Genomic DNA, 24,476 nt, shown 5'->3' with positions numbered 1-24,476 from the left:
TGGTCTGCCGGGTGACAGGCGACTACCTCACCCGTATCGGCACCCTCATCCGTACCGCGCGCCAGCACCGCGGCTGGTCCCAGGCGCAGCTCGGCGAGGCACTCGGCACCAGCCAGAGCGCGGTCAACCGCATCGAACAGGGCAAGCAGAACGTCAGCCTTGAGATGATCGCCCGCATCGGCGAAGCCCTCGACAGCGAGATCGTCTCCCTCGGCTACTCCGGCCCGATGCACCTGCGCGTGGCCGGCGGCACCCGCCTCTCCGGCGCGATCGACGTCCGCAGCAGCAAGAACGCCTGCGTCGCGATCCTCTGCGCCTCGCTGCTGACCACCGGCCGCACCACGATCCGCAGCGTCGCCCGGATCGAGGAGGTCTACCGCATCCTCGAGGTGCTCACCAGCATCGGCGTCAAGAGCCGCTGGATCAACGACGGCCGCGACCTCGAACTCACCCCGCCGGTCGAGCTGGACCTCGCCGCGATGGACGTCGAGGCCGCCCGCCGCACCCGCAGCGTGCTGATGTTCCTCGGCCCGCTGATGCACCGCGCCGAGCACTTCGCCATCCCGTACGCGGGCGGTTGCGACCTCGGCACCCGCACCGTCCAGCCGCACCTGACCGCGCTGCGGCGCTTCGGCCTGGAGGTCGCCACCACCGGCGGCGCCTACCACGCCTCGGTCGAGCCGGGCGCCCCGCTGGACCGCCCGATCGTGCTGACCGAGCGCGGGGACACCGTCACCGAGAACGCCCTGCTGGCCGCCGCCCGCCACGACGGCGTGAGCGTCATCCGCAACGCCTCGCCCAACTACATGGTCCAGGACCTCTGCTTCTTCCTGGAGGAGCTGGGCGTCAAGATCGAGGGCATCGGCACCACCACCCTCACCGTGCACGGCGTCCCGGAGATCACCTGCGACGTCGACTACACCCCGGCCGAGGACCCGGTGGAGGCGATGAGCCTGCTCGCCGCCGCCGTCGTCACCTCCTCCGAGCTGACGATCCGCCGGGTGCCGATCGAGTTCCTGGAGATCGAGCTCGCGGTGCTCGAGGGCATGGGCCTCGACTACGACCGCACCCCCGAGTACCGGGCCCACAACGGCCACACCCGGCTGGTCGACCTCACCGTGCGGCCCTCCAAGCTGACCGCGCCGATCGACACCATCCACCCGATGCCGTTCCCCGGCATCAACATCGACAACGTGCCGTTCTTCGCCGCCATCGCCGCGGCCGCGCACGGCACCACGATGATCCACGACTGGGTCTACGACAACCGCGCGATCTACCTCACCGAGCTGACCCGGCTCGGCGCGGACGTCAAGCTCCTCGACCCGCACCGCGTCCTGGTCCAGGGGCCCACCCGCTGGCGCGCCGCCGAGATGATGTGCCCGCCGGCCCTGCGCCCGGCCGTCGTCATCCTCCTCGCGATGCTCGCCGCCCAGGGCACCTCGGTCCTGCGCAACGTCTACGTCATCAACCGCGGCTACGAGGACCTCGCCGAGCGCCTCAACTCGATCGGCGCCCAGATCGAGACCTTCCGCGACATCTGATCGGGCGCGCCCACAGCTGACGGCACGTCATCCTGCTGACCAGCCTCACTCGTTGAGCCCGGCCAGCAGGATGGCGGCGTCCAACCCGGTGTTCAGGTACTCCACGAACACCGGGTTGTTCAGCGCCCAGGGCGACCGCCGCTCCCGCACCAGCCGAACCGCCTCGCCGGTCTCCCGGCCGAGGCCGACCAGCGCCTGTGTCACCACCAGGCCCGAGCGGTTGTAACCCGAGTGGCAGCGCACCAGCGTCCGGCGGCCCCCGCGGACGGCCGCCGCCGTGAGCTCCGCGGCCTCCTGCACGGCCCGGAGCCGGTCGGGGGACAGCCGGTCGTCGGGCACCTCGCGGACGACATGCTCCACTCCCGCCGCCGGACCGTGGCCCCGGAGTGTGAACAGGCTGACCACCAGGTCGAACTCGTCGCGGACGACGGCGAGTTCCCGCCCGCCGCCGGGCGGGGTGTAGTAGTGCCCGCCCATCCACAACCCGGGGACGATCTCGTTCCAGGGAGCCGACGGCCCCGGGGTGCCGCTTTCCTTCTGGCCGGTGCGCATCCTGCTCCCTCCGGTGCCGCCGCGCCCTTCCGGTGCCGACCTGCCGCTCCGGTGCCGTCCCGGTCCCGGTGGCGCTACTCGCCGACGGTGCCGTCGAGGTGTTCGCGCAGGAGGTCGGCGTGGCCGTTGCGGCGGGCCTACTCCTCGATCATGTGGGTGAGGATCCAGCGCAGCGAGTAGACCTCCTCGCCGTAGTGGCCCCGGACGTCCAACGACTCTGCGGCAGCGACGAGTTCCCGGGCGTGGGCGCACTCGCGGCGCCAGGTCGCGAAGGCCTCCTCCGGGTCGGCGGTCTCGACGTCGAACTCGGCGAAGGAGCCGTCGGGGTTCTTCCGGAAGCCGGGCACGCCCTCGTCGGCGAAGATGTTGCGGAACCAGCTGCGCTCCACCTCGGCGAGGTGCCGGACCAGACCGAGCAGGGAGAGCCCGGAGGGTGCCAGCACACGGAGCGCACGGACCCCACGGAGCGCATGGCCCGGACGGGCCGCACTCAGCCCGACCGCTCCAGCCAGCGCACCGCGCCCCCGACGTCCGGTACGACCGGCAGGCCGTCCGGTACCGGCGGACGCTCCACGATGATGACGGGCAGCCGCAGTCCGCGGGCGGCGGTCAGCTTGGGCGCGGTCGCGGCGCCGCCGCTGTCCTTGGTGACCAGGATGTCGATGTCGTGCGCGCGCAGCAGTTTCTCCTCCCCGTGGACCGTGAACGGGCCGCGGTCCAGCAGGACTTCGAAGGAGGGCGGCAGCGGCGGCTCGGGCGGGTCGACCGAGCGGGAGACGAAGTGGACCCCGTCGACGTGGGCGAAGGCGGCGACGCTCTGCCGGCCGGTGGTGAGGAACACCCGCTCCCCGCGCCGCGGCAGCAGGTCGGCCGCGGCGGCGAGCGAGGGGACGGGCAGCCAGCGGTCCCCGTCGACGGGTGTGAAGCCCGGGCGGCGCAGGACCAGCAGCGGCACGCCGGTGGCGGCGGCCGCGAGGGCGGCGTTCTGCGAGATGCCGGCGGCGAACGGGTGGGTGGCGTCCACGACGGCGTCCACCCGTTCGCCGCGCAGCCACTCGGCCAGGCCGTCCGGGCCGCCGAAGCCGCCGATCCTCACCTCCCCGGCGGGCAGCCGGGGTCGGGCGACCCGGCCGGCCAGCGAGCTGGTGACCCGCAGGCCGGGGCGGCCGTCGAGCGCGGCGGCCAGCTCCCGGCCCTCCGTCGTCCCGCCGAGGATGAGCAGGTGGCGCATCACGCCCCGCAGGACTCGTGCGGGCGCTCGCGGTCCGCCGAGTAGAGGTGGCTGTCGCGGAACTGCTCGGCGGCGAGCGTGCGGCCGACGATGATGACGGCGGTGCGGACCACACCCGCCGCCTTGACCTGCTCGGCGATGTCGCCGACGGTGCCGCGCAGCACCAGCTCGTCGGGGCGGCTGGCCATCGCGACGACGGCGGCCGGGCAGTCGGCGCCGTAGTGCGGGAGCAGCTGCTCGACGACGTCGTCCACGTACCCGGCGGCCAGGTGCAGCACCAGCAGGGCGCCACTGCGGCCGAGGGTGGCGAGGTCCTCGCCCTCGGGCATCGGGGTGGCGCGCTTGGCGATCCGGGTGAGGATGACGGTCTGGCCGACGGTCGGCACGGTCAGCTCCCGCTTCAGCGCGGCCGCGGCGGCGGCGAAGGCGGGCACGCCGGGGACGACCTCGTACGGGATGCCCGCCGCGTCCAGCCGGCGCATCTGCTCGGCGACGGCGGAGAACACCGACGGGTCGCCGGAGTGCAGCCGGGCGACGTCCTTGCCCTCGCGGTGGGCGGCGACCGTCTCGGCGATGATCTGGTCCAGGTTGAGCTGCGCGGTGTCGATCAGGCGGGCCCCGGCCGGGCACTCCTCCAACAGCTCCTGCGGGACGAGGCTGCCGGCGTACAGGCAGACCTCGGCGCGGGCCAGGATCCGCTGGCCGCGCAGGGTGATCAGGTCGGCGGCACCCGGGCCGGCTCCGATGAAGTAGACGGTCACGAGGCGTCCTCCTGGGGGGTGTCGGGCTTGACGGCGGACCACTGGGTGACCGGCATGGCCTGGCGCCACCCGGTGAAGCCGCCCACCGGGACGGCGTGGGCGACGGCCAGCTTGACGAGCTCGCCGCCGTGGCGCCGGTACCACTCGGTGAGCAGGGCCTCGGACTCCAGGGTCACGGTATTGGCGACCAGCCGGCCGCCCGGGCGCAGTGCGGCCCAGCAACTGTCCAGCAGGCCGGGCGCGGTGAGGCCGCCGCCGATGAACACGGCGTCGGGGGTGGGGAGTTCGGCGAGTGCGGCGGGGGCGGGGCCGGTCACCACGCGCAGCCGGGGCACGCCGAGCGCGGCGGCGTTGCGGGCGATCCGCTCGGCGCGGACCGGGTCGCGCTCGACGCTGACGGCCCGGCAGTCGCGGTGCGCGCGCAGCCACTCGATGGCGATCGAGCCCGAGCCGCCGCCGACGTCCCAGAGCAGCTCGCCGGGGCAGGGGGCGAGCGTGGCGAGGGTGGCGGCGCGGATGTGGCGCTTGGTGAGCTGGCCGTCGCTCTCGTACGCGGCGTCGGGAAGGCCGGGGACGAGGGAGCCGCGGGGGCCGTCGCCGAGTTCGACGGCGATGAGGTTCAGTGCGTCGCCGGGCGGGTGCGGCCAGCCGTCGGCGGAGCCGTGGAGCTGCCGCTCGCGGGCGTGGCCGAGCTTCTCGAGCACACGCAGCCGGGTGGTGCCGTAGCCGCGCTCGGTGAGCAGTGCGGCGACGGCGGCGGGGGTGGCGGCGTCGGCGCTGAGCACCAGCAGGCGGCGGCCGGGGTGGAGGGCGAGCGCGAGGGTGTCCAGCGGACGGCCGACCAGGCTGACCACCTCGGTGGCCTCCAGCGGCCAGCCGAGCCGGGCGCAGGCGATGGAGACGGAGGAGGGGTGCGGCAGGACGCGCAGCCGGTCGGCGCCGACGGTCTCGGCGAGGGTGCGGCCGATGCCGTAGAACATCGGGTCGCCGCTGGCCAGGACGGTGACGCGGCGCTCGGCGTGGGCGGCGAGCAGCCCGGGGACGGCCGGGCGCAGCGGGGACGGCCAGGGGACGCGCTCGGCGGTGACCTCGTCGTGGGGGAGCAGGTCCAGCTGGCGGGGGCCGCCGACGACCACCTCGGCGTCGCGCAGCGCGGCCCGGGAGGTGGCGGCGAGGCCGGGCCAGCCGTCGGCCCCGATCCCGACGACGGTGATCGTGGGTGGCAGCTCGGGCACCGGGTGGCTCCTCGTCGTTCGGTCCAGCGTTCCTGCAGGCCGGGGCAGCCTACCTGGCGGTTCGGGGCGGGTAGCGGGGAGGTGACGGGCAACGGCTTTCGGTTGACAGTGTTCAGCGGACAACTGTCGGCCGACAACATTCAACTGACAACATTCAACTGACAACTTTCAGCGTTCAGATTTTGAAATCTGTCACCTGTCCGCCCAGTCCCCCGACTCGATCAGCGCCGGCCGCTCGCGCAGCCGCGCCTCGGCATCCGGCCCGGCGAGGTAGACCCAGGCGTCCCGGAGCCCGCCGTCCGGCGCCGTCCGTACCGCCATCCGCCGCCGCACGTACAGCCCGGTCCCGTCCGCCCGGCACTCCTCCAGCAGGTCCAGGGCCGCCAGCGCGCCGTCGTACGCGCCCGGGCGTACCGTGATGAGCTCGCCCACGATCCGGCGCCCGGGCGTCACGTCGGGCACCGCGTACGGGAAGCCGGGGCCCTCGTGCAGCGCGGCGCCGTCCAGGGCCGCCGGGCGGATGTCGGCGCAGCGCCCGGCGAGGTGCACGGCGTGGTTGCGGCCGCCGCTGCGCAGGGTTCCGTAGACGAAGAAGGGCAGCTCCTCCTCGGATGCGGACACGGGTTCGACCTCCTCGCCGGGGAGCGCCCACGGTACGTCCTCCGGTCCGCTTCGTGATACCGACTGGCGCAGTGGGGTGTCGATGCGCTGTCATATCGGATGTTCGGCCAGCACCGTCCAAGGGGGACACACATGACACCGCCCGCCTCCTCGCAACCGGCCACCAGCGCCGGTTCCACTCCCACCGCCCCCACCCCGCCTGCGCTCGCCGACGCCCGCCCCGCCACCCGCCTCGGCGGCACGGTCTGGCTGGCCCTCGCCGTGGTCTACGTCGTCTGGGGATCGACCTACCTGGCGATCCGGATCGCCGTGGAGACGATGCCCTCCTTCCTCTCCGCCGCCGCCCGCTTCCTCACCGCGGGCCTGCTGCTGGTCGGCTTCCTGCTGGTGCGCCAGGGCCCGGCCGGACTGAAGGTGAGCGGGCGCCAGCTGGCCTCCTCCGCCCTGGTCGGCGTGCTGCTGCTGACCGGCGGCAACGGACTGGTGGTCCTGGGCGAGACCTCCGTCCCCTCCGGACTGGCCGCCCTGCTGGTGGCCGCCGTCCCGCTGTGGATGGTGGTGCTGACGGCCTTCGGCGGCGAGCGCCCGAAGCCCGCCGAGCTCGCCGGGGTGGCGCTCGGACTGGTCGGCCTCGGCGTGCTGTCGGCCCCGGCGATCGGCGGGTCGATCGAGCCGCTCGGCGTGGTCCTGATCATCTGTGCCACTCTGCTCTGGGCGGTCGGCTCGTTCGCGAGCAAGAGGATCCCGATGCCGGGCAACGTGCTCGCTGCGAGCGCGTACCAGATGCTGGCCGGCGGCCTCGGCGACCTGCTGATCGGACTGGTCCGCGGCGAGCAGCACGGGCTGGACCTCGACGCCGTCTCCGGACGGTCCTGGCTGGCCCTGGGCTACCTGGTGCTGTTCGGCTCGCTGCTCGCCTTCACCGCGTACGCCTGGCTGCTGCGCTCCGCCCCGCTGACGCTGGTCGCCACGTACGCGTACGTGAACCCGGTGGTCGCGGTGTTGCTGGGCTGGCTGATCCTCGCCGAGCCGCTGACCGGCCCCACCCTGGCGGGCGGGGCGATCGTGGTCGCGGGTGTCTGCCTCGTGGTGAGCGTCAGCCGGAAGCCGGGGAGTCCTGCACGGCCGGGGGGTCCTGCACGGCCGGGGCGTCCGGCGAAGGGGACGTCCGCTCGTAGGTGAGCACGACGTTCCCGCGCTCGAAGACCCGGCTGTCGGTGAGCGTGAAGGCGCGCGGCGCGAAGTCCGCGGTGAACAGCGGGATGCCCGAACCGGCCACCAGCGGGTACTGCTTGATGATCAGCTCGTCGATCTCGGGCAGCAGCTGACCGGCCAGGTCGCTGCCGCCGCAGAGCCAGATGCCGAGCCCGTCCTCCTGCTTCAGGCGGCGGACGACGCTCAGCGGGTCCTCCGCGGTGACCTCGACCGCGGGGTCCGGGCTGGTGCCGAGCGTGCGGGAGAAGACGATCTGCCGCAGGTGGGCGTAGGGGCTGGGGCAGCCGACCGCCAGCCCCGGCTCGTAGGTGCCGCGGCCCATGAGCACGGTGTCGAAGCGCTTGTTGGGGGCCTCGGCGATGCCGACCGCCGCGCGGGCGGGGGTGAAGACGGTCTCCGGGTACTCCGTGAAGAGCACCGGGGCGAAGTCCTCGGTGACGTACGGCATGAAGAACTCGAAGTCACCGTCCGGGGCGGCGATGAAGCCGTCGATGGTGGCGCCGATGAAGTAGCTGAGCTTGCGCATTCAGGTCCTTGGGGTAAAGGGACGGGATCGGTCGTCGGGGCGGGCCGGTGCGGCCTGCCCCGCAAACCACGACGACTATAGTACTCCAGGCGTAGTGGTTGCCAGAGGTTTCCTGGAACCGGCCTCCCGTGCCGGTACCGCCCCGAGTGCCCGCAGTGGCAGGAGAGAGAATCGGCCCATGGTCCAGAACCCCGCCCGCCGCACCGCCCTCGCCGACGCCGCCATCGAGGTCCTCGCCCGCGAGGGCGCCCGCGGCCTCACCTTCCGCGCGGTCGACGTCCAGGCCGGCGTCCCCAACGGCACGGCCTCCAACTACTTCGCCAACCGGGACCACCTGCTCCACCAGACCGCCCGGCACATCCACCACCGGCTCATCCCCGACGCGGCGATCCTCGACGAGCTGCTGCGCGCCCCGCGCGACCGCGCGTTGGTCACGGCCCTGATGCACGACCTGATCCGCCGCATCACCGCCGACCGGGCCGGCTACCTCGCGATGCTCGAACTGCGCTTGGAGGCCACCCGCCGCCCCGACCTGCGGTCCCAGCTCACCGGCACCATCCGGGACGACCTGGAGGCCAACATCGCCTTCCACCTGGACGAGGGCTTCCCCGGCGACCGGGAGACGGTCCTCGTGCTCTACCTCGCCATGACCGGCCTGATCCTCGAACACCTCACCCTGCCCGAGGTGTTGGGCGTCGACGGCCTCGCGGCACTGATCGACACCGTCGTGGAGCGGATCGTCCCGGCCGCCTGACCCAACGGTCTTCCGGTGCGCAGCGGCGGGGCTCCGACCGGTCCGTGCCGGCCGGAGGCGACGGGGGCCGGCCGGCTGGGAGCGACAGGGGCCGTCCCCGCGCTTCCGGCTCGCGGGGACGGCCCCCCGGGGCCCCGTGGGAGCCCGGTGTGGTCGGGAATCCTGCCCAGAGGGAGTGCGGGGGCTTGCCCGTCCACCAGTTGCCGGGGGCGTCCGGGTCGCGGCTGGTCCAGTACTCGATGATCGCGTCGGTGAACTCGGCCGCGGACAGCACGCCGTCGCCGTCGGTGTCCAGGTGGCGGAAGGCCTCGTCGGCGTCGTCGCGGCAGAGGCCGGCGAAGTGGCCGCGCTGGAAGACGAAGAACTCGCCGGCGTCCACGGTCCCGCTGTGGTCGGCGTCGGCGATGGCGAGGAAGGCCTCGGCGAGCGCGCCGAGGCTGTCCCGGGCGGCGTCGGGGTCGTCGGCGAGCGAGCCGGTGGAGGCGAGGAACTGCTCGCGGGTGATCGCCTCGGTACCGGCGGGCAGTCGGGCCAGGTGGAGGTCGTGCCAGATCGTCAGGTAGGCGCGGACGATGACGGCCTCCGCCTCCGAGCCCTCCTGGTGACCGAGCGAGCGGGCCACCGAGTGGCCCATCAGGACGTGGTCCCGTTCGGTGATCATGCCGTCGCCGTCGGCGTCGAGGTGATCGAAACCGTGGTTGATCTTTGCGAAGAGCAGGTCGTCCGACAATGTGTCCCCTCAGCTGGCGAATCCCGGGTTTCCGTACGTCACATCGCCTGCACGCTAACGCCTTGAGCCGTGCTCGCGCAGCCGAACGAAGGGCGAACGGCGGTGTCGGTTCGTCCCGGCACCGCCGGGCCGGTCAGTCGATCTGATGGTCGGCCCGGATGTACGCCTCCGGCAGCAGGTCCACCACCGGTACGCTGCGCAGTTCGGACCCCCGCCCGACGATGATCCGCAGCTCCGGGAAGTAGTCCAGCAGCACCTGACGGCAGCGCCCGCACGGCGGGATCACCCCACGCTCCCGGTCGCCGACCGCCACGACGGTGGTGAGCTCGTACGCGCCCTGCCCGGCCGCCGCCCCGATCAGCACCAGCTCGGCGCAGGGCCCGCCGGTGAAGTGGTAGGCGTTGAGGGCGGTGACGATCCGCCCGTCGGCATTGCGCCCGGCGGCCGCCACCGTGTGGTCGTCGCCCCGCGCGTACCGCCGGGCCACCTCCCGGGCCGCCTCGACGAGCTCCTCGTCCACGGGCCCCCGCGTGCTGGTCGACATGTCTGCCGCTCCTCTCCGATCGGTCCTGGCGGTGGTTCGATCATGATCCACCCGTCCCCGGTCGGGCCGGCCCGTTCCACCGGCCCGCGTCCGCGCCGTACCCCCTCAGTGCACCGCCGCCAGCAGCTCCCGGGTGTACTCGGTGTGCGGTGCCTCGAACAGCCGGTCCCGGTCGGTGGACTCGACCAGCCGGCCCCGGTGCATCACCGCCACCCGGTCGCAGAAGTGCCGGACCACGGCGAGGTCGTGCGACACGAACAGGAAGGCCACGCCGAGGCGTTCGCGCAGCTCCATCAGCAGATTGAGCACCTGTGCCTGCACCGACACGTCGAGCGCCGAGACCGGCTCGTCCGCGATGATCAGCCGAGGCTGCGGGGCCAGGGCCCGGGCGATGCCGATCCGCTGGCGCTGCCCGCCGGAGAACTCGTGCGGGTAGCGGTCCAGGTGCCCGGCCTCCAGCCCGACCTGTTCCAGCAGCTCGGCGGCGCGCTCCCGCCGCTCGGGCGCGGTCAGCGGGGTGTGCAGACGCAGCGGGGTGTCGAGGGTCTGGGCGACGGTGCGGCGCGGGTTGAGCGAGGCGTACGGGTCCTGGAAGACCAGCTGGATCTCGCGGCTGAGCCGGCGCCGCAGCTCCCGGTCCGGGCGGGTGACGTCCTGGCCGTCGTACAATACCCGCCCGCTGCTGGGGCTTTGCAGGCCGGCGAGGACCCGCGAGGTGGTGGACTTGCCGGAGCCGGACTCGCCGACCAGCCCGACCGTCTCCCCGGGCGCGATCCGCAGGCCCACGCCCTCGACCGCCCGGACCGGCTCGGCGCGGAGGCCGGGGAAGCGCCGCCGTCCGGGGAAGTGCACGCTGAGGGCGTCCACCTCGAACAGCCACCGTTCGGGCCGCTCCACGACCCTCGGTCGGAACGTTCGATCCGGTGAGGGATCGTCAACTGTCGGCAGGGCAGCGCCCGGCGTGGAGTCCAGGCGCAGTGCGGCCCCGACCAGGGCCCGGGTGTACGGCTCGCGCGGCGCGGCGAGCAGGTCGGCGGTCGGCGCGGACTCGACCTGGACGCCGCCGCGCAGCACCAGTGTGCGGTCGGTCGTCCCCGCGACCACGCCCAGGTCGTGGCTGACCAGCAGCACCGCCGTGCCGTGCTCGCGCTGCAACTCGCCGAGCAGGTCCAGGACGTGCCGCTGGACGCGGGCGTCCAGGGCGGTGGTCGGCTCGTCGGCGATCAGCAGCTGCGGGTCGTTCATCAGTGCCATCGCGATCATCACGCGCTGCCGCATCCCGCCGGAGAACCGGTGCGGGTAGTCGCGCGCCCGGGCCGCCGGGATGCCGACCCGGTCGAGCATCGCGACCGCCCGTCGGCGGGCCTCGGTACGGTTCGTCCCCGGGTGGTGCAGCCGGTACATCTCGGCGAGTTGGGCGCCGACGCCGTGGAAGGGGCTGAGCGAGGTGAGAGCGTCCTGGAAGACCAGCGCGGCCCGGCCGCCCCGCACCTCGCGCAGTACGGACTCCCCGGCGCCCACCAGCTCCTGCCCGCCCAGCCGGATCGAGCCGGTGACGGTGGTGGTGCGCGGGTCGTGCAGGCCGAGGACGGCGAGGCCGACCGTCGACTTGCCGGAGCCCGACTCTCCGACCAGGCCCAGGACTTCACCCGGTGCGAGGTCGAAGGAGAGCCCCCGGACGGCGGTCACGGGCGCGCCGCCGCGCGGATCGGCGAAGGTGACGGTCAGGTCGCGCACACTCAGCACCGGCCCCGCACCGTGAACGTCGGCACCGCCCACCGGCCCGGCACCACCCACACCGGCACCCGTAGCATCGGACGTCATCACAGGAATCCCCTCAGTTCAGCCGGACACGAGGATCGAGCCAGGCCACCGCGAGGTCGGCCAGCGCGACGAACAGCACCACGAAGCAAGCGGCCAGCAGCACCGCGCCGACCACGGCGGGCAGGTCCTGCCCGGCGACGGCCTGCGCGGCGAACCGCCCGACCCCGTTCAGCCCGAACACCGTCTCGGTGATCACCGCCCCGCCGAGCAGCGCCCCGGCCTCCAGCCCGAGCAACTGCACCAGCGGTCCGGCGGCGCCGCGCGAGGTGTACTTGAGGTGGGCGCGCAGCCGTCCGAGCCCCTTGGCGCGGGCCGTGCGGACGTACTCCTCGTTCATCGTCTCCAGCAGCTGCGAACGCGAAAGCCGGGCGAAAACCGCCGAGTTGACGAAGCCGAGGACGAGCCAGGGGAGCAGCATCCCGCCCGCCCAGGCCGCCGGGTCCTCGGCCGGCGGGGTGTACGAGGGCAGCGGCAGCAGGCCGGTGGAGTAGACCAGCGCCCACTGGGCGATGTAGCCGAGGAAGTAGATCTGCACGCTGGCGCCGACCAGGGTGAAGCCGGACAGCAGCCGGTCGGTCCGCCGTCCGTGCCGCAGCGCGGAGACGAACCCGGTGCCGAGGCCGAGCACCAGTAGGACGGCGAGCGCCCCGGCGGTCAGCGAGAAGGTCACCGGCAGGTGGTCGGCGAGCGCCTCGCTGACGGGCTGGTGCAGCCGGTAGGAGTAGCCGAGGCAGGGCGCGGCGCAGTGGATGGTCGAGCCGTCCACGTCGTTGATGTCCCGCCCGGCGAGGACCCCGCTCAGGTAGTCGGTGTACTGGGCGAGCAGCGGCTGGTCCAGGCCCATGCTCTGGCGCACCGCCGCGACCTGACCGCTGTCGCAGCGCGGGCCGCAGGCGGCGCGGGCCGGGTCGGCGGGCGCGGCGTAGAAGAGGGCGAAGGCGGCGGCGGAGACCGCGACCAGGACGGCGAGGGCCTGGACGGTCCGCCGCAGGGCGAAGGAGAGCATGGCCGATCCGGGGTCGACGAGGCGGGGGCAGGGGGTGGGGGTGGGAGACGGCAGGGACGGCAGGACCGCCGGGCCCGCCCCGCCCACCGGGCAGGAGGCGAAGGCGACCCGAGGGACCCTCAGTGCGTCAGGACTTCAGATACAGCCACGCCAGCGAGACCGTCCCGTAGATCGGGTGGACGAACGCCCCGCCGACGTTGCTGCCGCGCAGCTGACTGGTGGTCGGGTAGGCGAACGGCAGCACCGGCAGCTCCTTCATCACGGTCTGCTCCAGCGCGTACAGCTCCTTGGCCTTGGCACGCGGCTCGCCGATCTGGTTGATCCGGTCGATCTCCTTGTCCACCTCCGGGTTGCGGTAGCGCGCGGAGTTGAGGTCGCTGCCGGCGCGGCCGTCGAAGGAGAACGGGATCAGCGTGGACGGGGTCGGCCAGTCGACCGAGGACGTCTCCTCGAACAGGTCGTACGGGGAGTCGGCGCGGTGCACCTCGTCCAGGAAGGCCTTGGGGTCGACCGGCTTGGGCACGATGGTGATCCCGGCCTTGCCGAAGCCGTCCACCAGCACCTGCGCGACGCGCTGCCCGTTCGGCGTGTTCTTGTACGCGTAGGTCAGGCTGCCCGGCGCCTGCTTGGCCTTGGCGAGCTGGGCCTTGGCGGCCTCCGGGTCGCCCTCCGGCTTGGCGGGGTGGAGGTCGTACTTCTGCCAGTCGATCAGCGCGGGCGAGCTGAGCGTGGTGGCGAGTTCGCCGGTCCGGGCACCGCCCTGGACCTGGCGGGCCTGCTGGCGCGGGTAGGCCAGGTTCAGCGCCTTGCGGACCTCGACGTCCGGCACCCGCTCGTCGTTGATCACCAGCTGGGTGACGAAGGCCCCCTGGCGGCCGGAGACGACGAGTTCCCGGGCCTTGGGGTCGGTGTCGGTGGTCTGGTACAGCTCGGGGGAGAGGGTGTCGGCGGCGGTGGTGGCGTTGGCGCCGCCGTCCCGCCCGGAGAGGATCTCCTGGTTGAGGTTGAGCGCCTCCTTGCCGTACGTGAAGACGAACTTCTCGGGGTACTGGTTGCGGATCGGGTCGGTCTCGGGCTTCCACGCCGGGTTGCGCTCCAGCACCATCCGGGTGTTCTGGACGTGCTCGACGATCCGGTACGGGCCGGTGGCGAACGGCTGCCGGTCGTACTCCGTCCCGGTGTCCTTGTCCCGGCGCACCGGCGAGGAGGAGGACTGCGCGGCCATGTACGGCACGTCGGCCTGCGGCTGCGGGAAGTGGAAGACGATGGTGCGCTCGTCCGGCGTCTCGATCGCGGCGAGGTCGCCGTCCTGCGGGCCCGCGTACTTGGCGCGTGCCGCCTCGTAGCTCGGCTCGCCGGTGAGCCACTGCGGCCAGTACGGCGGGCCGACCTCGTAGCCCTTGCCGAAGGTGCGCTCGATGCCGTACCTGACGTCCTGGGCGGTGATCGGCTTGCCGTCCTCCCAGGCCACGCCCTGCTTGAGCCGGTAGGTCCAGGTACGTCCGCCGTCGGCCGGGGTGCCGGTGTCGGTGGCCAGGTCGCCGACCAACTTGGCCTTACCGTCGACGACCTGATACTGCGTCAGCTGACGCCCCCAGAGCAGCGAGGCGTTGTAGGTGGCGCCCGCGTAGACCTTCTGCGGGTCGAGGTGGCGGAACTCGACGCTGTTGTACACGTTCACGGTGCCGCCCGCGCGGGCGCCCGGGACGGCCGGGGCCGGGCCGGCGCTCTCCTGCTCGGTGCCGAGCGCGGCGGTCAGCGGGGAGGTCTCCTTGGCGGAGGCCCCGGCGCCGGCGGAGCCGGTGCTGCCCGCGCCGGCCGAGCAGGAGGTCGCCAGCAGGGCAGTGGCGATGACGGCGAGGGACGGTCTGGTCCAGCGCATGGCGAATCTCTCCTCGCCCCGGCGGATCGCGCCGGGGAGGGCTCGGGGACGGAAAAGGGGTTTGTCGGAAGCGAGAGGGGCGGCGGTGGCTCAGCGGCCGCCGGAGCGCGGGTCCAGCGCGTCCCGGACGGCGTCGCCGAGCAGGTTGAAGGCGATCACGAACAGCAGCAGCGCCACCCCGGGAAAGACCAGGTAGGTGGGGTCGGCCTGGAAGACCTCGGAGCCGCGCGAGATCATCCGTCCCCAGTCCGGGACCGGCTCGGTGATGCCGACGCCGAGGAAGGACAGCGCGGCCTCGGAGGCGACGTAGGTCGGCACCGCCATGGTGGCGTGCACCAGCAGCTGCGAGCGCACATTCGGGAGCAGTTCGTGGACGACGACATGGAACCGGCTCGCCCCCTGGGCCCGGGCGGACTGCACGAAATCCCTTTCCCGGAGCGAGCGCACGGTGGCCCGTAGGGAAAGCGCGAGCGGAATCCAGCCGAACGCGGAGAAAACCAGGATCAGCACCAGGAACTGCATCCACTCCGGTTCCGCGGCGCCCGGGTCGACCAGTCGGGACTGGATGATCGGGCTGAGCGCGAGCAGTAGGAGCAGGGTCGGAAAGGCCAGCAGCACATTGGCGAGGAACCCGAACAGCCGGTCCGCGATTCCGCCGAGATAGCCGACCGCGACGCCGGCCAGCACGCCCAGCGCGGTCGTCGCGGTGGCGGCGGCGAAGGCGATCAGCAGCGAGGTGCGGATGCCGTACAACAACTGGGTGAACACGTCCCGGCCGAGGCCGGGCTCGAGGCCGAACCAGAACTCGCCGGAGATCCCGCCGTTCGGCAGCATCGGCAGGCCGCCGTCGCTGAGCAGGCCGGGGGTGTTCTGGCCGTAGTGCTCGGCCGGATTCTTCCCGTACAGCGCGGCGATCAGCGGGGCCGAAAGGGCGAGCAGCAGGAACAGCGCCACGACGGCGAGGGCTGCGGCGCCGACCCGGTCCCGCAGGATCCGGTGGAGCGGGCTCGGGGCCGTGGCGGGCGGGGGGCCGGCCGCGGGGACTGGGACTGGGTCGACCACTGCCATGAGGCGTAACCCCCGAATTCTCCGCCGCCCATGGTTGTGGGTGCGCTGGTGTGCATTTCCGGTACGGCCTCCGGGGGTTTCCCGTGAGCCGTTCGAGCGACATTTGATCGGATGCGTTCGAGGTTCCGCAAATCTCGTTCGACGGTCTCCGGGGAATTCCTGCGGCACTGTTTCGGGAAATGTGGCGGCTTCATTTCACCGCAACACCGGTGTTGCAGAAGAACGGACATAAGCCACACAACGGGCGTCGCGTTCCGCATTCTGAGACCTCCGCCACAGTCCGTTCGGTGTTGGTACGATCCCGGTGGGCTGCGACTGGCGCGTAGGGATGGAATCAACCATCGGGAAGCGGCCCCGTGAATCCTCACGAGAAGTTGCCGAGCGCCTGGGCCATCCGCATCCCCACCAGGAGACCGCCTTGGCCCCGCAGCAGCAGCCCCACACCCTCGCGACCCCCGCCGCCGACACCGCCTTCCGCAGCGCCCTCGACGTGGTCGCCGGCGTCGAACCGCGGATCGCCGCCGCCATCGGCCGGGAGCTCGCCGACCAGCGCGCCTCGCTCAAGCTGATCGCCAGCGAGAACTACGCCTCCCCGGCCGTCCTGCTGGCCATGGGCAACTGGCTCAGCGACAAGTACGCCGAGGGCACCGCCGGCCGCCGCTTCTACGCGGGCTGCCGCAACGTCGACACCGTCGAGACCATCGCCGCCGAGCACGCCCGCGAGCTGTTCGGCGCCGACCACGCCTACGTCCAGCCGCACTCCGGCATCGACGCCAACCTCACCGCCTTCTGGGCCGTCCTCTCCCAGCGGGTCGAGAGCCCGGCCCTGGAGCGGGCCGAGGTCCGCAACGTCAACGACCTCACCGAGGAGGACTGGGCGCAGCTGCGCCACGAGCTCGGCAACCAGCGCATGCTCGGCATGTCCCTGGACACCGGCGGCCACCTCACCCACGGCTTCCGCCCCAACATCTCCGGCAAGATGTTCGAGCAGCGCAGCTACGGCACCGACCCGGTCACCGGCTTGATCGACTACGACGCGCTGCGCGAGACCGCCCGCGAGTTCCGCCCGCTGATCATCGTGGCGGGCTACTCCGCCTACCCGCGGCTGGTGAACTTCCGCACGATGCGCGAGATCGCGGACGAGGTCGGCGCCACCCTCATGGTCGACATGGCGCACTTCGCCGGCCTGGTCGCGGGCAGGGTACTCACCGGCGACCACGACCCCGTCCCGCACGCCCACATCGTCACCTCGACCACTCACAAGTCGCTGCGCGGTCCGCGCGGCGGCATGGTCCTCTGCACCGCCGAGCTGGCCGAACACGTCGACCGTGGCTGCCCGTTGGTGCTCGGCGGCCCGCTCTCGCACGTGATGGCCGCCAAGGCCGTCGCCTTCGCCGAGGCCCGCCGCCCCGAGTTCCGGGCCTACGCCCGCGCCGTGGTCGACAACGCCCAGGCGCTCGCCGAGGGCCTGCTGCGCCGCGGCGGCAAGCTGGTCACCGGCGGCACCGACAACCACCTCGTCCTCGCCGACGTCTCCGGCTACGGCCTGACCGGCCGCCAGGCCGAGGCGGCGCTGCTGGACTCGGGCATCGTCACCAACCGCAACTCCGTCCCGCAGGACCCGAACGGCGCCTGGTACACCTCCGGCGTGCGCCTCGGCACCCCGGCCCTCACCACCCGCGGCCTCGGCGTCGCCGAGATGGACGAGATCGCCGAACTGATCGACACCGTCCTGCGCGCCACCGTCCCCACCACCGCCGCCAACGGCACCCCGTCGAAGGCCAATTACGCCCTCGACCCCGCCCTCCGCGACGCCACCGCCAAGCGCGCCGCCGACCTCCTCGCCCCCCACCCCCTCTACCCGGGCGTCGACCTCGTCTGACCACCCGTCCGACCACCGGCTCCACGGGTACGCCCGGGGGCGTCGAGCCCGTCCTCGACGCCCCCGGGCGGTCCCCGATTCCGTTACCGCGGCACCCCGCGGCGCCGCCCGCTAGTACTGCAGCGACTTGTACTGCAGGAACTCCTCCAGCCCGTGGCGGCCCAGTTCGCGCCCGAGGCCGGAGTCCTTGTAACCGCCGAAGGGCGCAAGGGGGTTGAAGCGGCCGCCGTTGAGGTCGACCTGTCCGGTGTCGAGACGGCGGGCGAAGGCGGCGGCGGTGTCGGTGTCACGGGCCCAGACGCCGCCGCCCAGGCCGTACGGGGTGTCGTTGGCGAGCTCGACGGCGTGGTCCTCGTCGCGGTACGCGAGGATGACCAGGACGGGGCCGAAGACCTCCTCCCGGGCCACCGCCATCCCCGGCGTGACGTCGGCGAGTACGGTCGGGCGGACGTAGTAGCCGGTGGGCAGGTCGGCGACGGGCTCCGAGCCGCCGACGACCAGGCGGGCGCCCTCGGCCAGCGCGCCGTCGATGTAGCCGCGCACCCTGGCCAGCTGCCCGGCGTTGACCACCGGACCGATCCTGGTCCGCGGGTCGGTCGGGTCGCCCGGCAGATACGGGGCGGCGGCCTTGGCGGCGAGCGTGACCGCCTCCTCGTACTGGTCCTCGTGCACCAGCAGCCGGGTCCAAGCGCTGCAGGTCTGGCCCGAGTTGGCGAAGACCCCGGCGACGTTGGCCTTCACCGCGCGGGTGAGGTCGGCCCCCGGCAGCACCACGTTGGCCGACTTGCCGCCCAGTTCCAGGGCGACCCGCTTGAGGTCGCGGCCGGCCGTCGCGGCGACCTGCCGCCCGACGGCGGTGGAGCCGGTGAACGAGACCACGTCCACCTCCGGGTGGGCGACGAGGGCCGTGCCCGCCGACTCCCCGCTGCCGGTGACCAGGTTGAACACCCCTGCGGGGAAGCCGGCTTCGTGCACCAGCCGGGCGAACAGCCGCGCCACCAGCGGGGTGTCCTCGGCCGGCTTGAGGACCACCGGGCAGCCGGCGGCCAGCGCCGGGACGACCTTGGCCACGATCTGGTGCAGCGGGTAGTTCCACGGCGTGATCGCCGCGACCACGCCGGCCGGCTCGGCGTGCACCACCGAGTTGCCGATCCGCTCCTCGAAGGAGTGCTCGGCGAGCAGGGTCAGGTAGGAGGTCGCGACGGTCAGCGGCAGCCCGGCGTGCACGGCCGCGGTGAAGCCGACCGGGGCGCCAAGCTCGGCGACCACGGTCTCGGTGATCTCGTTCTGCGCGGCCTCGAGCCCGTCCCGCAGCCGGGTCAGCAGGTCCAGCCGCTCCTCGCGGGTGGTGGCGGCCCAGCTCCGGGCCGCGCGCCGGGCCGCTGCCACCGCCGCGTCGACATCGGTCCTGCCGCCGGCCGGCACCGTGGCGAGCACCTGCTCCGTCGCCGGGTTCAGCACGGCGATCGAGCCGGGGTCCGCGGAGGGCCGCCAAGAGCCGTCGATGTACTGGTCGCCGTACTCCGCGTACTGCTTCACCGGTTGTCCTCTCATCAGCTCGTCCGCTTGACCAGCGCGCTGGTCGGAGGCCAGTCAAAGCGGCCCGGGCGGCCGCGCGCAAGAGCCGATCCGGCCGGGCGGACGCCACGCAGCGACCCCGTCCCCGTCCCCGGCCCCGTCCCCGCCCCCGTCCCCGGCCGAGCCCCGAACGGGACCTCATCGGATTCACGCCCGGGCCCTGCCGTGTTCATGCTCCGATGGCCCGGTGAGGATTCCGGAAACTCCCCACGCGAAGTCCTCCACACCGTGGTCGGTACGCGGGTACATTGCAGTGAACTCAGCGGCAGGGAGATACTGCTGACGACGCTTCGACGTGCTGTGCGCGGTCGGTGCCGGCGCGTTCCGCGACCGGCGGGCCCGGAACGCCACCCCTGCTGAGGTCCGGTTCGAGATCCACAGGCCACCCGCGCCCAGAAGGAGCTTCCATGACCGACGCCACGTTGTCCGGTGACTCGCAGCATGCTGCCGAGCCGGCGATCCTGGACGACGTCCCGGGGTGGTTCTGGGACCACGACCGGCACTCCTTCGACTGGTTCATGGGGCGGCAGGAGAAGACCGGCGTCACCGGTGACCTGCTGGAGATGGGGGCCTACCTCGGCCGCAGCGCCATCGTGATCGGCGAGCACCTCCAGCCCGGCGAGACGTTCACCGTCTGCGACCTGTTCGACTCGGACGCGCCCGACGACGAGAACGCGGCCGAGATGGACTTCTCCTACCGGAAGACGCTGACCCGCTCGGCCTTCGAGTCCAACTACCTCGCCTTCCACGACGAGCTGCCGGAGATCATCCAGGCACCGACCTCGGTCCTCTCCGACGGGCACATCCCCGTCGGCACCTTCCGCTTCATCCACATCGACGCCTCCCACCTGTACGAGCACGTCGTGGGGGACCTCCAGGTGGCCCGGGTCGCGCTGCAGGAGCAGGGCGTCGTGGTGCTGGACGACTACCGCTCCCAGCACACCCCGGGCGTGGCGGCGGCGACCTGGGAGGCCGTGTTCAACCACGGGCTCAAGCCGATACTGCTCACCGAGTGCAAGTTCTACGGCACCTGGGGCGACCCGGAGCCGTTCCAGCGCGACCTGCTCGACCGGGTCGACCTCGCGCCCGGCTGTCAGCTGAGCGCCGAGACCCTCAACGGGCGCCAGGTGCTGCGGATGACCGGGTCCTCGGAGGGCATCGGCCCGTTCCGCGGCTCGCGCCACCAGGGGCGACTGGCCGCCGAGTCGGCCCGCCGCGAGGCCGCGCAGTCCGCGGACCAGGCCCGCCGGGCCCGCGACGAGGCCGCCGTCGACCTCGCCGCCCGCAGGGCCCGCGCCGCCGAGGCGCGCCGCCCCGCCAACGTGGCCAAGCGCGCCGCCCGGGACCTCCTCCCGCCGGTCGTCACCTCCGCGATCCGCCGCGCCCGCCGCGGCTGACCGGCGGCCCGGGCACCTGCAGCCGCAGGACCCGGAAGCCCCGGAAGCCGCACCACCCCGCAGCCGTACGCCCCGGGGAACACCGAAGGGCCGGTCGGAAGATCCGACCGGCCCTTCGGCACGAACGCGAGGTCAGACCCGCGAAGGCTCGCCCGCCTCGACGGCAGCCGCGGCGGCCTCGGCGCGCTCCTCCTCGGCCAGCTCCTGCCGGACGGCGGCCAGCGAGGGGTTGGCCCAGGCGCTCGCGACGCCCCAGTAGTAGAACGCGAGCCCGATCGCGGCGACGATCAGCAGGTCCCAGCCCTCCGGCAGGTAGCCGTGGCCGCCGAAGTCGCTGCTGCCGGCCCAGGAGACACCGGCCATCACGAACAGGTAGGCGACCATCCAGGCGCCCGCCACGAGGTGCGGCTTCAGCTCGGCGAACGGCTTGCGCAGCTCGTACCAGGCCCAGATCGGCAGACCGGCGGCCATCAGCAGGATGACCTTGCCGGTGAGCGGCCAGCGGGCCCAGTACAGCACCAGCGAGCCGAAGACCATCGCGACCGGGGCGATGACCGGCATGGCGCGCAGCCGGACCGGCCGCGGCAGGTCCGGGGCGAGGCGGCGCAGCGCCATCACGGCGACCGGGCCGGTGATGTACGAGATCACGGTGGCCACCGAGACGATCTCGGCCAGCGAGCCCCAGCCGCGGAAGACCGCGAGGAACAGGAACGCGACCACCAGGTTGAGCAGCAGCGCCGGGCGCGGGATGCCGGTCTTGGCGTCGACCTTGCCGAAGACCTTCGGCAGGTGGCCGTTCTCCTGCACGCCGTGGATCATGCGCGAGGTGGTGGCGGCGTAGATCATGCCGGTGCCGGACGGCGAGATGAAGGCGTCCGCGTACAGCAGGATCGCGAGCCAGTTGAGGCCCCAGGCGATCGCCAGGTCGGCCAGCGGAGAGGTGTAGCCGAGACCGCTCCAGCCCTTCGAGAGGTCGCCGCTCGGGATGGCGCCCAGGAAGGCGATCTGCAGGGCGACGTAGATCACCAGGGCGATCAGGATCGAGCCGATGACGGCCTTCGGCAGCGACTTGCCGGGGTTCTTGGCCTCACCGGCCAGGTTGAGCGGGGACTGGAAGCCGTTGAAGGCCCAGACGATGCCGGAGACCGCGACGGCGGTGAACACCGCACTCCAGCCGTTCGGCGCGAAGCCGCCGTGGTCGGTGATGTGGGCGGAGTCGAAGTGCGCGAGGAGCAGGGCGCCGGCGGTCAGCGTCGGCACGACGACCTTGAACACGGTGATCGCCGTGTTGGTCTTGGCGAACAGCGTGATCGCGAACCAGTTCAGCACGAAGTAGACGATCAGCAGCACGCTGGCGAGCGCCACACCGCTGAGGGTGAGTTCCTGCCCGTCGTAGAGCCCCTTGGCCCAGCCGAAGTGCCAGGAGCTCATGTACTGGACGGAGGCGGTGGCCTCACCCGGGATGACCGAGACGATGGCTATCCAGTTGGCCCAGGCGGCCAGGTAGCCGGCCAGCGAGCCGTGCGAGTACTGGCCGTACCGGACCATGCCGCCGGCCTTGGGGAACATCGAGCCGAGCTCGCTGTAGGTGAGGGCGATGGTCAGCGCCACCGCGGCACCGATCACCCAGGCGAGGATCGAGGCCGGTCCGGCGAGCCTGGCGGCCCGCTCGGCACCGAACAACCACCCGGAACCGATGATCGACCCCAGCCCGACCGCGGTCAGGCTGATGGTGCCGAGCGATCGGCGGTAGTTCTGGTGAGACGCCGTCGAGGATTCGGGCTCACTCAACGTATCGGTCCTTTCGCTCGGGGTTCATCGGTGGTGTCGGTGTTTTTACGGTTTTGAGTCCGCATTCCGGACAAACGCACAGCAGCTTATGGTCCGAAAACGGGCGAATACCTCAGAGGAAGCTCAAACCGTTCGATCGTTGCCATCTCGTGTCCGGTTTCCGGACCGGCGAGCTCCCTGCGGAGAGACCGGCGTCGCGCCGCTACGGGGGCGGCAGCCGGGGGAAAAACGAAATTCCCCGTGGGTTCCTTTCGGATCCCACGGGGAATTCGGCTGTGTCCGAGGGGGGACTTGAACCCCCACGCCCGATAAAGGGCACTAGCACCTCAAGCTAGCGCGTCTGCCATTCCGCCACCCGGACGGGGTGTGTGCTTCGGGGGCTTTTCTCTCGCCCCCTCGGCGACAGAGAGAACATTACCAGGGTTCTGGAGTGCTTCTCACCTGCGGTTCCTCGGGCCCCGGCCGTGCGGGCCTCCCCGGGGCTCCGCGGGGCCGGCCCCGGCCTCCTCCCGGGGGCCCGCACAGGTTGGTACGGCTGGCGAACGCGCTCGAACCCCACGCGAACCGATGACGACCGCGAAGGAACCGGTCGACTTCACCACCGCCCGCGATCGTTTCCGGCCGGAACCGATCCGACACGGGCAAGTTGTCGACGGTGCCACGGCGTCCGCGACCGCTCTCCTAGCCTCTGTGGACCGAGGGCGCCATGAGCGGATCGCCTGATTCCCGGGTCGCGGACGAAGGGCGGCTGGACGTGGAGCAGATCAGCGGGACGGCGGAGGCCGAACCGAGACACGGCGGGCCGGGCGGCGGGCAGGGCGGCGGCGCCGCGGCGCCGAACCGGACCGACCGCCCGGCGACCGCTCCGGAGCACGGCCCGGCGAACGGTCCGGCAACCGGTGCGCCGTCCGGCCCCGCCGAGGGCGTGTGGCGCTTCCCGGTGCCCGCCGCCGAGGCCTCGGTGCCGCGCACCCGGCACGCCGTGCGTGACCGGCTGCTGGCCCAGGGCATGGCGGGGGTGCGCTACCAGGAGCTGGTGGACGACCTGCTGCTGATCGTCTCGGAGCTGGTCAGCAACGCGGTGACGCACGCGGCCGAGCTGTCGCCCGAGGTGGTCACCGAACTGTCGGTGCGCGGGGGCTGGGTGCGGGTGTCGGTCGAGGACGGCGACCCGTACCGTCCGAAGGCGCTGGAGAACGACACCGGCCGCACCGGCGGGCGCGGCCTGCTGCTGGTGAAGAGCGTCACGCTGCAGGCCGGCGGGGTGTGTGACGTCGAGCGGACGGGGGAGGGCGGCAAGGTCATCTGGGCCTCGCTGCCCGTCCCGCCGGAGCCCGACCGCTGAGCTTCGGCCAGGCCGGCTACCAGTCCCGCCCGGCGATCTCCCGGATCCCCGGCAGCGCCGCCTCGAAGACCGTCTCGAACCAGACCGAGAAGGGCCGCTCGGCCCGCAGCTCCCGCAGCTCCTGCGCGGTCACGAAGGCGAAGTCGTCCACCTCGTCCGGGTCCGGCTCGACCGGCGCGGTGACCAGTCCCACGAAGAGGTGGTTCCACTCCCGCTCGATCAGCCCGGAGGCCTCGTCCGGAAGGTCGTAGCGGACGGTGCCGGCCTCGCAGAGCAGCGCCGGGGCGACGCCCAGCTCCTCCGCGGTGCGCCGGGCGGCGGCGACGAAGGGCTGCTCGTCCGGGTACGGGTGGCCGCAGCAGGTGTTCGACCAGACACCGGGGGAGTGGTACTTGCCGAGAGCCCGGCGCTGGAGGAGCAGACGGCCCTGGCGGTCGAAGAGGAACACCGAGAACGCGCGGTGCAGCCGCCCCGGCTGCTGGTGGGCCCAGAGCTTCTCGGCGGTGCCGATCGTGACGCCCTCGTCGTCGACCAGCTCCAGCAGGATCTCGGTACCGGCGGCCGCGGCGGTCTGTGGCGGGACCGTCACATCGGTCTCCACGTCGAGACCGGTGTCGATCTCGGCGGCGAAGTGTGTGGGATCGGTCGGCAGACTCTGGGGCATGGGGCGGGGCCTCTTTCCGGGGGCGGGAGCAGCGGGAGCATCGGGCGCGTCCGGCGCACCGGGTGGCGCGCGGCGGACGCAGCGGGGGCACCGGCGCCGGCGTCGGGCTCCAGTCTGCCGTATGGGTGGCGCGGGGTAGGGGTCCCACGCACAACCGGACGGATCATGGCTCGGAGGAGTCGGAATCCGGGCAGAGAAGGGTTCGGGAGGCCCTCGAAAGGGTCACGATCCTCGCAGAATCGTTCGATGTCCGTTCGGCGGCCGTTCGACCGGTCCGGCCTGACCGGACGCCGATCCCGGCACCGGTCCCGGCCCCGAACCCCCGTGCG

Annotated in this window: 22 protein-coding genes, 1 tRNA gene and 1 riboswitch; of the genes, 6 read left to right on the top strand and 17 right to left on the bottom strand. The window is 72.7% G+C overall.

The window, feature by feature from the left end; translation table 11 throughout:
- Positions 1-11: 11 nt before the first annotated feature.
- Entirely contained in the window at positions 12-1,541 is a 1,530-nt protein-coding gene (locus ACZ3TI_RS03075; protein ID WP_465722662.1) for a UDP-N-acetylglucosamine 1-carboxyvinyltransferase, read from the top strand.
- Between the two features lie 45 nt (positions 1,542-1,586).
- Here ACZ3TI_RS03075 and ACZ3TI_RS03070 read toward each other — a convergent pair whose 3' ends face one another.
- The 6 genes from ACZ3TI_RS03070 to ACZ3TI_RS03045 form a co-directional block, all read right to left on the bottom strand.
- Entirely contained in the window at positions 1,587-2,093 is a 507-nt protein-coding gene (locus ACZ3TI_RS03070; RefSeq protein WP_465722658.1) for a protein-tyrosine phosphatase family protein, read from the bottom strand.
- Positions 2,094-2,230: 137 nt separating this feature from the next.
- The gene (locus tag ACZ3TI_RS03065; protein ID WP_465722656.1) at positions 2,231-2,536 is read right to left on the bottom strand and encodes a mycothiol transferase; all 306 of its coding nucleotides are present in this window, start codon (positions 2,534-2,536) and stop codon (positions 2,231-2,233) included.
- A gap of 47 nt (positions 2,537-2,583) precedes the next feature.
- Complete coding sequence (locus ACZ3TI_RS03060) at positions 2,584-3,324, bottom strand: cobalt-precorrin-6A reductase (protein WP_465723318.1); 741 nt, start codon at positions 3,322-3,324, stop codon at positions 2,584-2,586.
- Complete coding sequence (gene cobM / locus ACZ3TI_RS03055; protein ID WP_465722654.1) at positions 3,324-4,085, bottom strand: precorrin-4 C(11)-methyltransferase; 762 nt, start codon at positions 4,083-4,085, stop codon at positions 3,324-3,326. Before cobM ends, ACZ3TI_RS03060 begins: the two co-directional genes overlap by 1 nt.
- Complete coding sequence (gene cbiE, locus ACZ3TI_RS03050) at positions 4,082-5,320, bottom strand: precorrin-6y C5,15-methyltransferase (decarboxylating) subunit CbiE (RefSeq protein ID WP_465722652.1); 1,239 nt, start codon at positions 5,318-5,320, stop codon at positions 4,082-4,084. The genes cobM and cbiE overlap by 4 nt, the downstream gene beginning before the upstream one ends.
- 192 nt (positions 5,321-5,512) lie before the next feature.
- The gene (locus tag ACZ3TI_RS03045; RefSeq protein ID WP_465722650.1) at positions 5,513-5,941 is read right to left on the bottom strand and encodes a gamma-glutamylcyclotransferase family protein; all 429 of its coding nucleotides are present in this window, start codon (positions 5,939-5,941) and stop codon (positions 5,513-5,515) included.
- A 132-nt stretch (positions 5,942-6,073) separates the two neighbouring features.
- Between ACZ3TI_RS03045 and ACZ3TI_RS03040 the strand changes: the two genes are divergently transcribed.
- Positions 6,074-7,123: an EamA family transporter gene (locus tag ACZ3TI_RS03040; protein WP_465722648.1), complete on the top strand. Its 1,050-nt coding sequence runs from the start codon at positions 6,074-6,076 to the stop codon at positions 7,121-7,123.
- Here the strand turns inward: ACZ3TI_RS03040 and ACZ3TI_RS03035 are convergent.
- Positions 7,038-7,682: a dihydrofolate reductase family protein gene (locus ACZ3TI_RS03035; protein ID WP_465722646.1), complete on the bottom strand. Its 645-nt coding sequence runs from the start codon at positions 7,680-7,682 to the stop codon at positions 7,038-7,040. The two genes, ACZ3TI_RS03040 and ACZ3TI_RS03035, sit on opposite strands and share 86 nt — an antisense overlap.
- Positions 7,683-7,860: 178 nt before the next feature.
- On the opposite strand from ACZ3TI_RS03035, the gene ACZ3TI_RS03030 reads away from it, so the two are divergent.
- Positions 7,861-8,436, top strand: coding sequence for a TetR/AcrR family transcriptional regulator (locus tag ACZ3TI_RS03030; protein ID WP_465722644.1), 576 nt, complete (start codon positions 7,861-7,863; stop codon positions 8,434-8,436).
- Here ACZ3TI_RS03030 and ACZ3TI_RS03025 read toward each other — a convergent pair.
- From ACZ3TI_RS03025 to ACZ3TI_RS03000, 6 genes are all read right to left on the bottom strand, one after another.
- Positions 8,354-9,166 (bottom strand): EF-hand domain-containing protein, encoded by an 813-nt coding sequence (locus tag ACZ3TI_RS03025; protein ID WP_465722642.1) that lies wholly within the window; start codon positions 9,164-9,166, stop codon positions 8,354-8,356. The genes ACZ3TI_RS03030 and ACZ3TI_RS03025 overlap by 83 nt on opposite strands.
- A 133-nt stretch (positions 9,167-9,299) precedes the next feature.
- Complete coding sequence (locus ACZ3TI_RS03020; RefSeq protein ID WP_465722640.1) at positions 9,300-9,710, bottom strand: cytidine deaminase family protein; 411 nt, start codon at positions 9,708-9,710, stop codon at positions 9,300-9,302.
- Between the two features lie 105 nt (positions 9,711-9,815).
- Positions 9,816-11,456, bottom strand: coding sequence for a dipeptide ABC transporter ATP-binding protein (locus tag ACZ3TI_RS03015; protein ID WP_465722638.1), 1,641 nt, complete (start codon positions 11,454-11,456; stop codon positions 9,816-9,818).
- 91 nt (positions 11,457-11,547) lie between these two features.
- Complete coding sequence (locus ACZ3TI_RS03010; RefSeq protein ID WP_465722636.1) at positions 11,548-12,540, bottom strand: ABC transporter permease; 993 nt, start codon at positions 12,538-12,540, stop codon at positions 11,548-11,550.
- Positions 12,541-12,667: 127 nt separating this feature from the next.
- Entirely contained in the window at positions 12,668-14,422 is a 1,755-nt protein-coding gene (locus ACZ3TI_RS03005; protein WP_465722634.1) for an ABC transporter substrate-binding protein, read from the bottom strand.
- A gap of 90 nt (positions 14,423-14,512) precedes the next feature.
- The gene (locus tag ACZ3TI_RS03000) at positions 14,513-15,490 is read right to left on the bottom strand and encodes an ABC transporter permease (RefSeq protein WP_465722632.1); all 978 of its coding nucleotides are present in this window, start codon (positions 15,488-15,490) and stop codon (positions 14,513-14,515) included.
- Between the two features lie 301 nt (positions 15,491-15,791).
- A riboswitch (ZMP/ZTP riboswitch) is annotated at positions 15,792-15,888 on the top strand.
- A 20-nt stretch (positions 15,889-15,908) separates the two neighbouring features.
- Here ACZ3TI_RS03000 and ACZ3TI_RS02995 point away from each other — a divergent pair.
- On the top strand, positions 15,909-17,372 hold the full coding sequence (locus ACZ3TI_RS02995) for a glycine hydroxymethyltransferase (protein WP_465722630.1): 1,464 nt from the start codon (positions 15,909-15,911) through the stop codon (positions 17,370-17,372).
- Positions 17,373-17,483: 111 nt separating this feature from the next.
- Here the strand turns inward: ACZ3TI_RS02995 and ACZ3TI_RS02990 are convergent, their stop codons facing one another.
- Complete coding sequence (locus ACZ3TI_RS02990; RefSeq protein ID WP_465722628.1) at positions 17,484-18,911, bottom strand: aldehyde dehydrogenase family protein; 1,428 nt, start codon at positions 18,909-18,911, stop codon at positions 17,484-17,486.
- 446 nt (positions 18,912-19,357) lie between these two features.
- Between ACZ3TI_RS02990 and ACZ3TI_RS02985 the strand changes: the two genes are divergently transcribed.
- Complete coding sequence (locus ACZ3TI_RS02985) at positions 19,358-20,347, top strand: class I SAM-dependent methyltransferase (protein ID WP_465722626.1); 990 nt, start codon at positions 19,358-19,360, stop codon at positions 20,345-20,347.
- A gap of 132 nt (positions 20,348-20,479) precedes the next feature.
- Here the strand turns inward: ACZ3TI_RS02985 and ACZ3TI_RS02980 are convergent, their stop codons facing one another.
- Positions 20,480-22,138 (bottom strand): APC family permease, encoded by a 1,659-nt coding sequence (locus ACZ3TI_RS02980; RefSeq protein WP_465722624.1) that lies wholly within the window; start codon positions 22,136-22,138, stop codon positions 20,480-20,482.
- A gap of 276 nt (positions 22,139-22,414) precedes the next feature.
- Positions 22,415-22,499: transfer RNA gene (locus tag ACZ3TI_RS02975), tRNA-Leu, on the bottom strand.
- 345 nt (positions 22,500-22,844) lie between these two features.
- Between ACZ3TI_RS02975 and ACZ3TI_RS02970 the strand changes: the two genes are divergently transcribed.
- Positions 22,845-23,483, top strand: a complete 639-nt coding sequence (locus tag ACZ3TI_RS02970; protein ID WP_465722622.1) for an ATP-binding protein — start codon at positions 22,845-22,847, stop codon at positions 23,481-23,483.
- 16 nt (positions 23,484-23,499) lie between these two features.
- Here ACZ3TI_RS02970 and idi read toward each other — a convergent pair whose 3' ends face one another.
- Entirely contained in the window at positions 23,500-24,072 is a 573-nt protein-coding gene (idi, locus tag ACZ3TI_RS02965; RefSeq protein WP_465723316.1) for an isopentenyl-diphosphate Delta-isomerase, read from the bottom strand.
- Positions 24,073-24,476 lie beyond the last annotated feature (404 nt).

The organism is Kitasatospora sp. NPDC023120 (assembly GCF_055560835.1).
The sequence above is the reverse complement of the archived record's forward strand: the minus strand, read 5'-3'. Positions and strand labels throughout refer to the sequence as shown.